The following is a 15,788-nucleotide window of genomic DNA, read 5'->3' as shown; positions in this document are numbered from 1 at the left end:
CTCGTGGTCGATTCGCACAACGACGTGAGCGGCACCGTGGCGGGTTCGCTCATCCAGGCGCGGGACGTGTTGTTCGCGTCCCAGGTGCCGCACGCGCGGGCCGGTCTGCCGCCGGTCGGGGTGGTGACCGGGCGCGAGCCGGAGCTGGCGCAGCTCGCCGCGGTGCTGCGCGCCGACACCGCGCCGGGCGCCGTGGTGTCGGTGGTCGCCGGTCTGGCGGGGGTCGGCAAGACGACGCTGGCGGTCCGCGCCGCGCACGACGCCGCCGGGTCGTTCCCGGGCGGTGTGCTGTTCCTCGACGTCCGGGGGTACGACCCGCAGCAGCAGGTGCTGCCCGAGGTCGCGCTGCTCGTGCTGCTGCGCGCGATCGGCGTGCCGTCCGAGCACATCCCCGCCGACCAGGCGGGCCGCGAAGTGCTGTACCGGTCGAGGCTGGCCGAGTCCGAGCGCACGCTCGTGATCCTGGACAACGCGTCGTCCGCGGCACAGGTCCGGCCGCTGCTGCCCGGCACGCCGCGGCACCGCGTGCTGGTCACCAGCCGCCACACGCTGGCGGACCTCACCGGCGCGCGCCTGATCGACCTCGGCGTGCTGGCCCGCGACGAGTCGGCGTCGCTCGTCGACCAGGTCCTGCGGGCCGCCCGCCCGGACGACGACCGGGTCGTGGAGCAGCCGGAGTCGGTGAAGAAGCTCGCGCGGCTGTGCGGCAACCTGCCGCTGGCGTTGACCATCGTGGCCGCGATCCTGGCGAGCGACCCGGACCAGCCGGTGGACGAGTTGACCGAGGCGCTCAGCGACAACGTGACCCGGCTGAGCGAGCTGTCCTACGGCGAAGGACTGGGCGTGCGTGCCGCGTTCGACCTGTCCTACGACCGGCTCACGCCCGAGGAGGCGCGGCTGTTCCGCCTGCTGTCGTTCAACCCCGGCCAGCAGGTCAGCGTGGGCGCCGCCGCCGCGCTGGCCGCCCGCAACGAGCGCCAGACCGCGAAGCTGCTGGAGTCGCTGCGACTGGCGCACATGATCGAAACCGGTGAGCCGCGCGGCTGGTTCCGCTTCCACGACCTGCTGCGCCTGTACGCCGAGGAGCAGGCGGCGGACGACGGCGACCGCGAGGGCGCGATCGTGCGGATGCTCAACTACTACATCACCGCCATGGACCAGTGGGACGACGTGCACGGCACGGCGTCCGAGCACGCCAGGTGGTTGGAGACCGAGCGGTCCACCCTGGTCAAGGTGGCCGTGCTCGCGCACGAGCTGGGCGAGGCCACGTACGCGATGCGCCTGGTGTTCCGGCTCGCCGAGTTCCTGCTCGGACGCCGTCACCTGGACGACTGCGACGTGCTCTTCCCCATCGCGCTCGCCGCGGCACGGCGCGTCGGCACGGGCGTCGACCTGGCCTACGCGGTGGGCAACAGCGGCGAACTGGCGTGGGAACGACGGGACTACGCCGCCGTCCGGGCGCACTACGGCGAACTGGTCGAGCGGTGCCGCAGGTCGCGGGACCGTCGCGGCGAGGCGTTGGCGCGGCGGCGGCTCGGGGTCGGCGTCCAGCGCGCGGGCGACCTGCGGGGCGCGCGGTTCCAGCTGGAGGCGGCGCTCCGCCTGGACCTGCGCCTGGGCGACCGGACCGGGCGGATCGACACGCTGCTGTTCCTGGGCGCGCTCGCGCGGGAGGACGACCGCGACGAGTCGGCGTTGGCCCACTACCTCGAAGCGCTGCGGCTCGCCGTCGACAGCGGTGACCTCACCCGGGAACGGCGGGTGCTCGCGGCGACCACGACGTCGCCCGGCCGGCGGTCCGCGTTCAGGCGGTCGTGGTGGGACCAAGCGGCCTCGGTCTACATCGCGCGGGGGCGAGCCGACCGCGCCCGCGTGCTGATCGAACTGCTGGGCGGCGCGCACGCCCGGCCGCGCGGGCAGGTGGCCTGGAACACCCCGGACCGCGCCGGGACGTAGCACGCGGGTGAGGCAGGATCGTGGCATGAACCACGGTCAACCGCGGGCAGCGGTGCTCGCGCTGCACTGGCAGGTCAACGTCGTCAAGCCGGAGGGTTTCTTCGGGCCGATGCTCGCCGAGCCGGTGGCCCGCAGCGGCGTCGTCGAGCGGGCGGCGCGTTTCCACGGAGCGGCCGGGGTGCCGGTGTTCTTCACCAGGTTCACCGTTCCCGAGGGCGAGGGCGGGCTGGTGCGCAACACCGCCTTCATGCGGGCGGTCGGCGACGCGCAGGAGGCGTTCCGGCCGGACGCGCCCGGCGCGCTCCTGATCCCGGAGATGGCGGGCGGCACGCCGACCGTGGTCGACAACCAGAAGCTGTCCGGCCTCGCCGGCAACGACCTGGCCGCCCGTTTGGCGGAGCAGGGCGTCGACACGCTGTTCGTGACCGGCGTGGCCACCAACCTGACCGTGGAGCAGACCGCCCGCCACGGCACGGACCTCGGCTTCACCGTGCACGTGATCAGCGACTGCGTGACCGCCGCCGACGACGCCACGCACACCGCCTCGCTGGCGAACCTGGAACTCGCCACGGCCGGCTGCCTGACCGCGCGGGAGGCGCTGGCACGCCTCCACGCGCGGTCGTGAGCCGGGGTCAGGACGCGGGCAGCGACACGAACCCCTCACGCACCAGCCAGTCCCGGGCGACGGTGGCCGGATCCCGGCCGTCGACGTCCACCTCGGCGTTGAGCGCCCGGACGGTGTCGTTGTCGAGCTTCGCCACGACGGGCGCCAACACCTCCCCGACCTGCGGGTGCGCGGCGTGGAAGTCCTGGCGCAGCACGACCGTGGCGTTGTACCGGGGGAAGAACTTCTTGTCGTCCTCCAGCACGACCAGGTTCAGCGCGACGATCCGGCCGTCCGTGGTGAACACCTCGCCGAAGTTGCACAGCCCCGTGGACGTCGCCGTGTAGATCGTGCCGGTGCCGAACGTCTTGACCTCGGCCGACGCCGGGTCGAAGCCGTAGGCCTCCGCGACACCGGGGAACCCGTCGTTGCGGCTGACGAACTCGGTCTCCAGGCAGAACACCGCCTTGTCCGGCGAACTGCTGATCAGGGCGGCCATGTCCGACGTGGTCCGCAGGCCGTTGGCGCGGGCGAACTCCTCGGTGACGGCGAAGGCGTAGGTGTTGTCGATCGCCGAGTAGTCCAGCCAGACGAGGCCGTTGCGGGCCAGGTCGGCGTCGCGGACCGCCTCGTACTGCGCCTGCTCGTCCGGGATCGGGTCCGTGTTGCCCAGGTAGCTGATCCACCCCGTGCCGGTGTAGTCCCAGGACAGGTCGATGTCGCCGGTGAGCAACGCCTGGCGGGAGCTGTTGGAGCCCTGGATGTTGGTCATGTCCCGCACCTCGGCGCCCGCCGCGACCAGGGCGACCTCGGCGATGTAGCCGAGGACCTGGTTCTCGGTGAAGTCCTTGGAGCCGACCGCGATCTCCAACCCGGCCAGCTCGGGCACGGGACGGATCGAGCCGGGCCCCACGTCGAACGGCAGCGCGAACGACGACTCCAGCCCGCAGCCGGTCGTCAGCAGCGCCATCGCCGCGACCGCCAGTCGAGTCCTCCGCCTCATCGCAGCCCCTTCGGTCCCAGGTAGGTCTCCACGAGCGCGCCGAGCCAGTCCACGAGCAGCGCGAGACCGACCGCCAGCACCGCCCCGGTGATCAGCACGGGCACCCTGGCCAGCTTGTAGCCGGTGTCGATCAGCAGCCCGAGGCCGCCGCCGTTGACGAACACCGCGAGGGTGGCGACGCCGACCGCGTGCACCAGGGCCGTGCGCAGCCCGGCCAGGATCAGCGGCACGGCCAGCGGCAGTTCGATCCGCCGCAGCACGGTCGCGGCGGACATGCCGATGCCGCGGCCGGCGTCGACCAGCGCCGGGTCGACGCCCTGGAGCCCGACCATCGTGTTCCGCAGCACGGGCAGCAGCGTGTAGAAGGCGATCGGCAGCACCGCCGCCCACAGCCCTTCCATGCCCGACACCAGGAAGAACAGCACCAGGATGCCGATCGCCGGCGACGCCTGGCCGATCGTGGCGATGCCGAGGAACAGGGGCGCGGACCGGCGGGCCCACCGCCGGGTCAGCACGATGCCGAGCGGCACGGCCACGACGAGGACGAGCCCGGTCACCACCAGGCTGATCACCAGGTGGTCCCAGGTCGCGGACACCAGCGCGGACGCGTTGAGGCTCTGCCGCTCGATCGAGTCGAGGTCGCGGGTGAACGCCCAGAGCAGCACGCCGCCGACCAGCGCCACCACGACGACCGGCTGGACCAGCAGGCGCAGCCGCTCGGCCCGCTGCGGCGAGGCGGTGGTCGTGGCGGTGGAGGTCGCGGTGCGGGCGCCGGTCGCCGCCGTCACGCGTCCGCCTCCGCGTGTTCGTCGCGCAGCTTCTGCACCGTGCCGATCACGGCGTCCATCTCGACCAGCCCGACGTACTCGCCGCGCGAGCCGGTGACGACCGCCGCGCCGCCCTCGGTGAGGATGGCCTCCAGGGCGTCCTGGAGGGTCGACTGGAGCGTCACCGAGTCACCGACGGGCTGCGGCTGCCCCAGGCCGTGCACCCAGCTCACCGGCCGGTTGCGGGCGTCCAGCAGCAGCGCGTAGCGGTGCTCGGACGCGGCCAGCCTGCGCACGACGTCGGCGGGTCGGTCGGTCACCGGGGCGGTCAGCGCCCCGCTCAGCCCGACCTCGCGCACGCGGCGCAGCCTGAGCTGCTTGAGCGACGCGCCGGCGCCGACGAACCCGGCGACCGTGTCGTCGGCCGGGTTGGCCAGGATCGCCTCCGGGGTGTCGTACTGCAGCAGGCGCGACCGGGGGCCGAGCACGGCGATCCGGTCGCCGATCTTGACCGCCTCGTCGAAGTCGTGCGTGACGAACACGATCGTCTTGCACAGCTCGGACTGCAGCCTCATCAGCTCGTCCTGGAGGTTGCCGCGGGTGATCGGGTCCACCGCGCCGAACGGCTCGTCCATCAGCAGCACGGGCGGGTCCGCGGCGAGCGCGCGGGCGACGCCGACGCGTTGCTGCTGGCCGCCGGAGAGCTGCCGCGGGTAGCGGTCGCGGAACTCGGCCGGGTCGAGCCCCACCAGGTCCAGCATCTCGTCCACCCGGTCGGACACCTTGGCGCGGCCCCAGCCGAGCAGGCCCGGGACCGTGCCGACGTTCTGGCCGACGGTCAGGTGCGGGAACAGCCCGGCCTGCTGGATCGCGTACCCGATGCCGCGGCGCAGCTCGTCGGGGTTCAACGACAGCGTGTCCTCGCCGTCGATGGTGATCCGACCGGACGTCGGCTCGATCAACCGGTTGATCATCCGCATCGTGGTGGTCTTGCCGCACCCCGACGGGCCGACCAGCACCACGGTCTCCCCCGCCGGGATGGTCATGCTGACCGACTCCACCGCGGGCGTCGCGACGCCCGCGTAGCGCTTGGTCACGTCGAAGAGCTGGATCTCACTGGCCACGGATCCCCCTGGAAACGGTGTACCGGCCGATCAGCGCGAAGATCCCGTCCAGGATCAGCGCGAGGACGACGATGCCGAGCGTGCCCGCCACCGCCTGGTTGGTCGCGTTCGCGCTGCCCGCCCTGGTCAGCCCGGCGAAGATCTCCACGCCGAGGCCGGGGCCGCGGACGTAGGCGGCGATCGCGGCGATGCCCATCAGCATCTGGGTGGCGATCCGCGTCCCGGTCAGGATCGCGGGCCACGCGAGTCTCAGCTCGACCTTGGTCAGCACGCCGAGCCGGCTCATCCCGACGCCGCGGGCCGCGTCGCGCACGGCCGGGTCGACGCCGCCGAGGCCCACGATCGTGTTGCGGACGACCGGCAGCAGCCCGTACAGCACGAGCGCGACCACGGTCGGCGGCACGCCGAGCCCCAGCACCGGGATCAGCAGGCCGAGCAGGGCGAACGACGGGATGGTGAGGATCGCGCTGGTCAACGCCGTCGCGGCGGTCGACCCGAGAGGGCTGCGGTACACCGCGACCCCGATCCCGACACCGATGAGGGCGGCCAGCACGGCGCACTGCACCACGGCGCTGACGTGCAACAGGGCTTCGACCAGCAGCCGGTTCCACCGGTCGACCACGAACTCCCAGAAGTTCACGACGCGACCCCCGGTCCACGGGCCACCACGGTCACGGTCCACACGGGCAGCACAGTCCACACAGGACGGATAACGCAACCCCCTTCTTCGAGACGCGCGGTCTGTCCGAAGTGCACAGCCGCGCGTCATCGCGGCAGGCGCGACGTCAGGACAGGGCCAGGACGCGCCGAACGGTCCTGGCACCGTACCGCCATCCTGCCCCGAGGTGGCGTCGGCCGTCCTGCCGATCACCTGACGATCTCGGACGGCGCCGGCGCCGGTGGTGCTTCCGGTGCTTCGGAACGCGACACCCATTCGGGCTTCCTCCAGCTCTCGGACGTGCCCGAATCACGGATGCCTGCGGCCGGCGCTGACGGCGACGTGAGCCACCACCCGTGGGTCGGAGTGGACGCGGACCGGGGGTGCACAGTGGAGCGTCGCGCGGTAGCACCAGGACGTTCTGTGTCGGTTCAGGTCCAGACCGTGTCACCCGTTCGGCGGAGTACGGAGGCCGCCGAGTCGACCATCGCGGGGCACGTCCCGGGTACGGACGGGCAGACCTGCCCCGACGGGCTTCCGACACACCCGTTCCGCGTGGTGGGCTCAAGCCGGCTCCCTGCCGCCGGGCGGACGGGGGTTCCGGAGGACCGGTACCGGCCCCGGTGCCGGTGCGGAGGTGCGAAGGCGATGTGGTCCGACGAGGGCGGAGGTCGCGTGGCGGACGGTTCCACGCCCGAGAGGTTCGCGGGCGACCTGTTCCTGGACCTGGCGGCCAAGGGGTGGCTGGTGGTGCAGCCGCAGGAGGCCGCGCGGGTCATCGCCGGGTTGGAGCGGACCCTGGAGGTCGTCCGGTCGCGCGCGCACCGGATCGAGGTGTCGCGGCGGCTGCGGAACGCGGCGGGCGACGACATCGACCCGGAGGTCGACCGGCTCGTGGTCGACACGGTGTTCGCCGAGCAGATCATGGCGGGCTCGTGGGAGCGCGCGCTCGTCGAGCTGCCGAAGTACATCGAGGCGTTCCGGATGGCGGCCCGCAACTCGCCGACGCGTGAGCCGTGAAGCCCGCGGCCGGCGACATCGCGTCGTGCGACCTGCGGTTCGAGCTGGCCGCCGCCGTCGAAGACCTCCGCTACTACCGGGAAACCGACGACCACGCCACGGTCGAGCTGATGCACGCCTGGATCGACGCGCTGCTCGACGAGTGGAACCGCCGCACCCGACGCCGGTGAGCGGAGCGGAGGCGTTCGGGAACCTCGCCGTACCCCCGACCTTCGCCACGCACGAGTTCGCCGCGCACCACAACGGGTGCGCGGCGGTAACGGGGTTCAGCGGGCGATGTCGCCCATCTCGCCGCTCACGTTGAGCAGCTGCGCGCAGTTCGGCGCCTGACGGCCGCTCGCCGGCGTGCCGGGTCGGGCGCAGTCGACCGTCACGGTCACCGTGCCGTTCTCCGGGATGTCGATCGGCGTCACCCAGTGGTAGTCCTGGTTGCGGAACGTCTCCAGCGCGATCACGGTGATCGTGCGCTCGCCGAACGCGATCGTCAGCACGCCCTCGTCGCCCTGGTGGTTGGCCAGCACGATGTCGGTGATGTGGAAGACCTTGCCCTCCGGCACGACGTAGGTGCCGGTCGCCCGCTGGCCGGCGTTCGTGCGGACCTCGACGGTGCCCGAGCTCTGCTCGCCGCCACCACTCGTGCCCTGGCCCTGACCTTGGCCCTGCCCCTGTTCCCCGGCGGGCTGCTGGTCCGGCGCGCCACCCGGCTCCTCGGCGGGCGCCTGCGGTTCGGCGGCCTGCGCGATCTCCTGGGCGCGGCCGTCGGCGGCTTCCCGTGCGGCGCTGAGGACCGCCGGGCGCACCAGCAGCAGCCACGCCAGCAGCAGCGCCAGCAAGGCGCCGAGCAACGACAGGAGCCACTTGGACAGGATCGGGAGCTGCACCAGCTCACCGGCCAGCTCGTGCTCGTGCCGCTCCTCCGCCGCCAGCGCCACCGCGTCCAGCCGCACCGGCCACACCGGCCACACCGCAGGCTTGCCGAACCACAGCGTCTTCGCCACGCGGGCCCGCAGTTCCAGCTCGGCCTTCGCGCCGGGGTCCACTGTGGCCGGTGCGGTCGACACGGCGATCTTGAGGTGGTCGTCGGCTTCCGGCAGCGAGAGCGTCACGACGGTCGGCGTGTTGCCGTCGTTCTGCACCTCGACGCGGTAGCGCGCGCTGCGCCACGCGCGACGGCGCTTGGGGATCAGCCGGGCCCGTTGCTTCGCGAACGGTTCGACGATCACGGTCGTCTCGGTCACGACCACCGACTCCGGTCGTTCCGCGGGCAGCACCCGCACTCCCAGCGGCACTTCGCCCGCCCGCACGTCGGGTGATCGTGGTGGCCGCAGCACCACGGCGACCTGCTCCGAGGTGCCGGGGTACAGCGACAGCCGTGCCGGTTCGACGGTGGTCCAGGGGGCGCACCCGCCCACCACCTCGAACTCGTACGCCTCGACGATGTCGCTGTCGTTGCGCACCGTCATCGTCGTGCTGGTCTCCTGACCGGGCGTGACAACCACGGTGGGGAGACCGAATTCGGTCGTTGTGGTCACCCGACGAACGGTAGGGACGCCTCCACCGCCCGGGGCAGGGAGAAAAGGGCACCATACGGGCAAACCCGTGCACCGAAGGTCCCACGCCGGTGCCCCGAAGCGCCGCCGCGCCCCACGATGGTTCACATCGAGGTCGCCGACCACGCGGGCCGGCCGTTCCACAGGAGGGGTTGTCATGACCAGGATTCCGGTGGCCGTGTACGCCGAGGACCCGGTGCTCAGGGCCGGGATCACGCACCAGTTGCGGCCCCGCCCGGAGGTCGAGGTGGTGCGGCCGGACGAGGAGCCGCGCGCCGTCGTGTCGCTCGTGGTGGTGGACCGGGTCGACGACGAGGCGGCCCGCTTGTTGCGCCGGTTGCGGCAGTCGTCCGGCACGCGCATCGGCCTGGTGGTGGGTCGCTTCGACCAGGACGCGCTCCAGACGACCATCGACTGCGGCGTGACGGCGGTGATCCGGCGGTCCGAGGCGCACCAGGACCGGTTGGTGAGCGTGATCTCCGCGCTGGTCAAAGGAGAAGCGGTGCTGCCCGGCGACCTGCTCGGCACGCTGCTCGACCACGTGGGCCGGTTGCAGCGCAGCGTGCTCGACCCCAACGGCCCGTCGCTGTCCACGCTCACCGCGCGCGAGGCGGACATGCTGCGGCTGGTGGCGGAGGGCTTCGACACGGGCGAGATCGCCGCCAAGACGTCGTTCTCGGAGCGCACGGTGAAGAACGTCCTGCACGAGGTCACCACCCGGCTGCAACTGCGCAACCGCGCGCACGCCGTCGGCTACGCCATGCGGCACGGCCTGATCTGAGTTGCCCGAACGGCCCGGAGTCGTGCCCCGGCCGTGCCCGCCGGGACCTCCGCGCCGGGCGGTCCGCCGGCCGACGATTCTCCGCACATGCCCCAGACGGAGGTGGACACCTTGTCGAGCTGGTTGCCGACCCGGCCCCTCGCCACGATCGGCGCGGCGCTGGCGCTGAGCGCCGCGGTCGTCGTGGTGCACGACGTCGCCACGTCGGTGTCGGCGGCGGTGCTCCAGGACGACCCGGTGTCCGGCCGGATCGCCTACGCGGGCACCGGGCACCGCAGCCTCGGCGCGGTCTCCGGTCCCGTGCCCGAGCAGCTGCGGCCCAGCGCGGCGCTGTTCGGCGCCGGACCCGCGCACCACGACGACCACGTCTCGGCGCGCGGCGGGCTGCTGGTGTTCACCAGCCTGCGCGACGGCCCGAAGCCCCAGGTGTACGTGCGCGCGGCCGACGGTCCGGTGCGCCGGCTCACCGAGGGCCTCGACGCGGGCCACCCCCGGCTGTCCCCCGACCTGCGGACCGTGGTGTTCGACTCGCGCGAGGACGACGGGCGCGACCTGTGGCTGGTCGGCGTGGACGGCACGGGGCTGCGCCGGCTGACCGACACGCCGTCCGACGAGACGTGGCCGACGTTCGCACCGGACGGCGCGAGCGTCGCGTTCTCCGGCGACCGCGACGGCGCCCGCGAGCTCTACCGGATCCCGGTGGGCGGCGGCCGGGCCACCCGGCTCACCGACGAGCCGGACGGCGACGCGGGCGAGCCGGACTGGAACCCCCGTGACGGCCGCATCGCCTACACCCTCGACGTCGGCGGCGTCCCGCGGCTGCGCGTGCTCGACGGTGGCCGGGTCGGCGCGCCGCTGCTGGGCGGCGACCAGGCCGGGTGGCGTGGCCGGTGGCCCGCCTGGAAGCCGGACGGCACGGGTCTGCTGTTCCTCAGCACGGACCAGGTGTGCTCCTGCCCGGCCGACCCGGACGTCGAGAAGGTGTACCAGGTCGACACCGGCCCCGGGCTGCCCGTCACGGCCGCGCCCGGCCTGATGCTGGCGGAGAACCGCGCGGTCGGCTCGCCGACGTGGCTGGTGGACGCCCGCGGCGAGCACCTGGTGGTGGCCCGCACGTCCGCCGAGACCTTCTTCACCGCGACGCTCCAGGACGTCCGGCCGGACGGCTCGGACCCGCGCGACCTCGGCGTGCCGGTGCTGCGCGAGGACCCGGGGGTCGCCGACGACCCCAACCTGCTGTTCCGCCCGCGGGCCGGCTTCGACCCGTGGACCCAGCGGCAGTCCTACTCCCCCGACGGCCGCACCATCGCGCTGAGCCGGTTCGAGGACGTCGACGGCCGGCGGGTGCAGCGGCTGTGGCTGGTGGACGCCGACGGCGGCAACGCGCGGCGGCTGCCGGTCGCCGACCGGCAGCCCGCGGACTGGGAGTTCGACGCCGTCTGGTCGCCGGACGGCCGGTTCCTGGCGTTCGCCCGCCGCACGCCCGGCGGGGTGCGGCCGGACGGCGGTGCGAGCCGGATCGTGGTGGTCGAGGCGGCCACCGGCGCCGTGGTGGGGCGGTTGACGCCACCGCCGTCCGCCGCCGACCAGGAGGACACCCAGCCCGCGTGGTCGCCCGACGGCACCACGCTGGCGTTCACCCGCGGTCGGGTCTTCGACGGCCCTGCCGGCGAGGTGCGCGACAACCACGTGTGGACCGCCCGCGCCGGGACGCTCGACCGGCAGCGGGACGTGTCCGCGGCGGTCTGCGGGTTCGACTGCGAGGTGACCGACGACAGCTCGGTGTTCAGCCCGGACGGGCGGGCGCTGGCGTTCAACCGGGAGGCCGACGGCGTGCTGCTGGTGTCGTTGGCGGACAACGGGTGCCGCGTGCTGCTGCCCTCGGGGGCGACCACGTGCGCCACCCCGTTGACCGCGCCGCCGTCGGGGCCGTTCCAGCCCAGGGACGTGTCGTTCGCCCCCGACGGCGACCGCGTGGTGCTGACCGCGCGCCGCGAGGGTGATCTCGCGTCGCCGGAGGAGCTGGCCGTGGTCGACCTCGGCACGGGCGAGCTGCGGCGGATCACGGCCGACCTGCCGGGCAGGCAGAAGGAGCCGACCTGGCAGCAGACCGTCGACCTGGCCGTCCAGGCGCCGGACACGACGCCGGACGCGGACACCGGCACGACGACACCGGTGACGGTGACCGTCGTCAACCGCGGTCCCGCCGCGTCACCCGGCACCGCGCTGACCGTCGCCGTCCCGGACGGCGTGCGGCTGGAGGCGCTGCGTCCCGCGCGCGGGACCTGTGACGTGGCCGGGTTGCGGTGCGACCTCGGGGTGGTCGAGCCCGGTTCGTCGGTGGACGTCGTCGCCGACGTGGTGGGCGTGGTGCCCGGGCGGCGGAGCGTCACCTGGTCGGTGGCCGGCTCCGTGCTCGACGTGCTGCCGTCCGACAACGCCGCGGCCACCGCGGTCCCGGTGCGCGACCCGGTGGCCGGACCGCCGCCGCCCGCGCCGCCGCCCGTCGTGCCGCCGGCCGGTCCTTCGCTGGCCGTGGTGGTGCAGCCGAACCCGTCCTATGTGGGCGGACGGGCGACGGTGACCTACACGGTCCGCAACGGCGGCGGCGCCCTGGCCACCGGCCTGCGGCTGGACTTCGCGCTGCCCGCGCCGGTGCCGGTGGCGTCGCTGCCGCCGGGGTGCGCGACCACCGGGTGCCCGCTGCCGGACCTGCCGCCGGGCGCGTCGCAGGTGGTGCAGGTCGTCCTGGCGCCGGACGCGCCGCTGGAGACCACCGTGCGCGGCACGCTGCGCACCACCGGCACCGACGCCGACCCGGCGGACAACGTGGCCGCCGCGCCGATGCGCGTGCTGCTGCCCCGGATCGTCGCCGTGACGGAGATCGGCGAACCCGGTTTCGTCACGTCGGTGCGCGGCGTCGACTTCCCGCCCGGCGTGCCGGTGCGGCTGTCCTGGTCGCCCGGCATCACCGCGGCGGCGACGCCGACGATCCCGCGGCCGGACGGCGGGTTCACCGCCCAGCTGCTCATCCTCGCCAAGGACCGGACCGGGCCGCGGACGATCACCGCCACCGGCGCCGGTTTCCGACCCGCACTCACCGACTTCCTCGTCGTGACCGGCTCCGTCGGACCGCCCGACGAGGTGCGGCGCAGGTGATTCCCGAGGAGGTTGTCGTGATCCACGAAGTCGACGAAGGGATCCGCCGGCTGCTCGAAGCCGGCGGCGTGCCCGGCGGCGGTGGTGAGCTGGCGTTCGAGGCGCCCACCACCGACTGGACGGCACGGCGCAACGCGCCGACGGTCAACGTGTTCCTCTACGACATCCGCGAGGACCCGAGCCGGCGCAGCGCGGGCGACCTGGAGGTGTTCGACGGCGACGAGCTGGTCGCGCACCGCAAGCCGCCGCGCTGGTTCCGGCTGTCCTACCTGGTGACGGCGTGGACGAACCGGCCGCAGGACGAGCACCGGCTGCTGTCGGGCGCACTGGCGTGCCTGGCGGGGCACAGCAGGCTGCCGTCCGAGTGGCTGACCGGGTCGTTGGCCGAGCTGGACCTGACCGTGCTGGTGGAGTCGGGCGGCCCGGTGTCCGAGGGCCGTGCGGCGACGGACGTGTGGTCGGCGCTCGGCGGTCGGCTCAAACCGGCCGTCAACCTGGTGGTGACCGCGCCGGTGGCGGGCGTCCTGACCCCGCTCGCACCACCGGCCGCCGGCGGTCTGGTGCTGGTCGGCGGACCCGAGGAGGACGCCCGCAGGCTGCGTTACGACGACGTGGCCGGCGACAGCGGTTTCGCGCCCGCCCGCACCCGCCCCGCCGACCGGCGGCGACGCGGCGGCCCGATCCGATGACCGCGACGACGGCGGAGTCGTCGGACCTGGCGTACCTGTGGGCGAGGCTGGGCGCGGTCGAGTGGCGGGTGCGTCGGGCGGTCGCGGCGCGGATGGCGGACGACCCGGCTCCCGACGACCCGCACCGGGGGCTCTACCTGACCGCCGAGGCGGTGCGGCGCGTCCTCGACGGCCGCCCGGAGCCCTTGCCGCCACCGGACGCGGACCCGGACCTCGACGTGCTCGCCGCGATGGTGCCCGGTCCCGGCCCCCGGCTGCTGACCCTGGCCCGGCGGTTCGCCCTGGAGCCGGTGGACGTCGAGTTCCTGCTGGTGGCCGTGGCGCCGGACGTGGACGCCCGGTTCGAACGCCTCTACGGCTACCTCAACGACGACGTCACCCGTCGCCGGGCGACCGTGGGCCTGGCCCTGGAGCTGTGCGGCCTGCCCGCGGCGGGCGGGGGACGGTTCCGGTTCGCCTCCTCCGCGCCACTGGTGGCGGCCGGCCTGGTGGAGGTGCGGGACAACGGCCTGCCCGCGCTGTCCCGGCCGTTGCGCGTACCCGACCGGGTGGTCGCCCACCTGCTCGGCGACGACGAACCCGACCCGGCGATCGGCGTCACGGCCCGGCTGGTGCGTGCGGGCGGTGCCTCGGAGTCGCCGTGGACCGAGCGGATGGCCGCCGGGCCGGAGTCGCCGTGGGCCGAGCGCATCACCACCACCGGGCTTGAGTCGCCGCCGGCCGGGATGGTCACCGCCAGGCCGGAATCGCAGTGGACCGAGCCGATCACCACCGGCCTCGAATCGCCATCGGCCGGGCGCATCGCCGCCAGGCCGGAGTCTTCGTGGGCCGAGCGCATCACCACCGGGCCGCAGTCGCCATCGGCCGGGATCGAGTCGCCGTCAGCCGAACGGGTGGCGGCGGCCGGGGTGGAGTCGTTGGCCGGGAGGATCGCCGCGGGGCTGCGGGCGGGCATCCGGTCGGTCCACCTGCGTGACGCCGACGGCGACGCGGGCCGGCTCGCCCTGGACGCCCTGGCCGCGGCCGGTCGTGACGCGCTGGTGCTGGACGTGCCCGCGGTGGCAGGCCGGACCGATCCGCCGTTCGCGGAGATCGTCCGGGAAGCCCGGCTGCGTGGCGCGGGGCTGGTGTTCGGCCCGCTGGAACCGCTGCTGCCCGAACGCGCCCGGCTGATCCGGGACCTCACCGCGCTGGTCGGCGACGTGCCGCTGGTCCTGCACAGCAGGCGGCACTGGGATCCGCGGTGGACGGCCCACCCCGTGGTGTCGGTGCCCGTGCCGCCGCCGGCGGAGGACTGGCGGGCCGACCGGTGGGCGCGGGCGTTGGCCGACGCCACCGGCACGGCGGCCGATCCCGCGCTGGTGGCCGACCTGGCGGGGTACCGGCTCGGCACGGACCAGGTGGACCGCGCGGTGTCGGTCGCCGCGCGGCTGGCCGTGCTGGAGGACCGGCCGGTCGGCCTGGCGCACGTCCGGGCCGGTGTGCGGGCGCAGAACGGAGCCGGGCTGGAGCAGCTGGCCCGGCGGATCACCCCCGGCGTCGACTGGGACGACCTGGTGCTGCCCGAACCGACCCGCCGTCAGCTCGACGAGCTGGTGCTGCGGGCCCGGCACCGGGAACGGGTCCTCGGCCAGTGGCGCATGCGTCCCGGCGGCGGCCGGGGACGCGGGGTGGTGGCGTTGTTCGCCGGCGAGTCGGGCACGGGCAAGACGATGTCGGCCGAGGTCGTGGCGGGCGCGATCGGCATGGACCTCTACGTGGTCGACCTGTCGTCGGTGGTGGACAAGTACATCGGCGAGACGGAGAAAAACCTGGAGCGGATCTTCACCGAAGCCGAGGGCGTGCACGGCGTGCTGCTGTTCGACGAGGCGGACGCCGTGTTCGGCAAGCGCTCGGAGGTCAAGGACGCGCACGACAAGCACGCCAACATGGAATCGGCGTACCTGTTGCAGCGGATGGAGTCCTTCGACGGCATCGCGGTGCTCACCACCAACCTGCGGTCCAATGTGGACGAGGCGTTCACCAGGCGGATCGACGTGATCGCCGAGTTCCCGGCGCCGGACGCCACCCAACGGCTCGCGTTGTGGGACCGCTGCCTCGGCTCGCGGATGCCGCGGGCGGACGACCTCGACCTCGCGTTCTGCGCCGAGCGGTTCGAGCTGGCCGGCGGGTCGATCCGGGCGTGCGCGGTGACCGCCGCCTACCTGGCCGCCGCCGCCGGACGGCCGCTGCGGATGGCCGACGTGCTGGCCGCCGTGCGGCAGGAGTACCGCAAGCTCGGCAGGCTCGTCCTGCCCGCCGACTTCGGGCCGTGGCTGGAGACCGACCAGGCCCGGTGACACCGCGAACGCCGAGCGCCCGTCCGCCGCGGGCGCTCGTCGGCGTGCCCGGACGCGGCTGATTGCCTGTTGGGGCACCGGTGATGCCCTCGACCGGGGCCCGCCGGTCCTGCCGCCGCCGTCGTGCGCGGGCGACGC

The 15,788-nt window shown here is 74.0% G+C and carries 13 protein-coding genes; 8 read left to right on the top strand and 5 right to left on the bottom strand.

Annotated elements, in window-relative coordinates:
• The first annotated feature begins 3 nt into the window (after positions 1-3).
• Together ADK67_RS19260 and ADK67_RS19255 are read left to right on the top strand one after the other, a co-directional pair.
• Positions 4-1,956 carry an ATP-binding protein gene (locus ADK67_RS19260; protein ID WP_053717835.1) on the top strand — a complete coding sequence of 651 codons (1,953 nt, stop codon included), beginning with the start codon at positions 4-6 and terminating at the stop codon, positions 1,954-1,956.
• Positions 1,957-1,981: 25 nt separating this feature from the next.
• A complete protein-coding gene (locus tag ADK67_RS19255; RefSeq protein ID WP_053717834.1) occupies positions 1,982-2,581 on the top strand; it encodes a cysteine hydrolase in 600 nt (199 codons plus the stop codon).
• 7 nt (positions 2,582-2,588) lie between these two features.
• Here the strand turns inward: ADK67_RS19255 and ADK67_RS19250 are convergent, their stop codons facing one another.
• From ADK67_RS19250 to ADK67_RS19235, 4 genes are read right to left on the bottom strand one after another with little or no spacing between them, the layout of a single operon-like run.
• Positions 2,589-3,563, bottom strand: a complete 975-nt coding sequence (locus ADK67_RS19250; protein ID WP_053717833.1) for a glycine betaine ABC transporter substrate-binding protein — start codon at positions 3,561-3,563, stop codon at positions 2,589-2,591.
• A complete protein-coding gene (locus ADK67_RS19245; RefSeq protein WP_053717832.1) occupies positions 3,560-4,351 on the bottom strand; it encodes an ABC transporter permease in 792 nt (263 codons plus the stop codon). Before ADK67_RS19245 ends, ADK67_RS19250 begins: the two co-directional genes overlap by 4 nt.
• Entirely contained in the window at positions 4,348-5,454 is a 1,107-nt protein-coding gene (locus tag ADK67_RS19240; protein ID WP_053717831.1) for an ABC transporter ATP-binding protein, read from the bottom strand. Before ADK67_RS19240 ends, ADK67_RS19245 begins: the two co-directional genes overlap by 4 nt.
• Positions 5,444-6,094, bottom strand: coding sequence for an ABC transporter permease (locus ADK67_RS19235; protein ID WP_053717941.1), 651 nt, complete (start codon positions 6,092-6,094; stop codon positions 5,444-5,446). Before ADK67_RS19235 ends, ADK67_RS19240 begins: the two co-directional genes overlap by 11 nt.
• Positions 6,095-6,787: 693 nt before the next feature.
• On the opposite strand from ADK67_RS19235, the gene ADK67_RS19230 reads away from it, so the two are divergent.
• Entirely contained in the window at positions 6,788-7,132 is a 345-nt protein-coding gene (locus ADK67_RS19230) for a hypothetical protein (protein ID WP_231648260.1), read from the top strand.
• The gene (locus ADK67_RS51030; RefSeq protein WP_157620594.1) at positions 7,129-7,302 is read left to right on the top strand and encodes a hypothetical protein; all 174 of its coding nucleotides are present in this window, start codon (positions 7,129-7,131) and stop codon (positions 7,300-7,302) included. The genes ADK67_RS19230 and ADK67_RS51030 overlap by 4 nt, the downstream gene beginning before the upstream one ends.
• Before the next feature lie 96 nt (positions 7,303-7,398).
• On the opposite strand, the gene ADK67_RS19225 is transcribed toward ADK67_RS51030, so the two are convergent.
• Positions 7,399-8,664: a COG1470 family protein gene (locus ADK67_RS19225; RefSeq protein WP_197289520.1), complete on the bottom strand. Its 1,266-nt coding sequence runs from the start codon at positions 8,662-8,664 to the stop codon at positions 7,399-7,401.
• 175 nt (positions 8,665-8,839) lie between these two features.
• On the opposite strand from ADK67_RS19225, the gene ADK67_RS19220 reads away from it, so the two are divergent.
• From ADK67_RS19220 to ADK67_RS48260, 4 genes are all read left to right on the top strand, one after another.
• Positions 8,840-9,463 carry a helix-turn-helix transcriptional regulator gene (locus tag ADK67_RS19220; protein ID WP_053717829.1) on the top strand — a complete coding sequence of 208 codons (624 nt, stop codon included), beginning with the start codon at positions 8,840-8,842 and terminating at the stop codon, positions 9,461-9,463.
• Between the two features lie 87 nt (positions 9,464-9,550).
• Positions 9,551-12,622, top strand: a complete 3,072-nt coding sequence (locus ADK67_RS19215) for a DUF11 domain-containing protein (RefSeq protein WP_082403588.1) — start codon at positions 9,551-9,553, stop codon at positions 12,620-12,622.
• A 17-nt stretch (positions 12,623-12,639) separates the two neighbouring features.
• Positions 12,640-13,311, top strand: a complete 672-nt coding sequence (locus tag ADK67_RS19210; protein ID WP_053717828.1) for a DUF4255 domain-containing protein — start codon at positions 12,640-12,642, stop codon at positions 13,309-13,311.
• Complete coding sequence (locus ADK67_RS48260) at positions 13,308-15,650, top strand: AAA family ATPase (protein ID WP_053717827.1); 2,343 nt, start codon at positions 13,308-13,310, stop codon at positions 15,648-15,650. The genes ADK67_RS19210 and ADK67_RS48260 overlap by 4 nt, the downstream gene beginning before the upstream one ends.
• Positions 15,651-15,788: the final 138 nt, after the last annotated feature.

The organism is Saccharothrix sp. NRRL B-16348 (assembly GCF_001280085.1).
In the GTDB taxonomy this organism is placed as follows: Bacteria; Actinomycetota; Actinomycetes; order Mycobacteriales; family Pseudonocardiaceae; genus Actinosynnema.
Note: the sequence above shows the minus strand (reverse complement) of the source record. Positions and strands in the feature narration are given on the sequence as shown.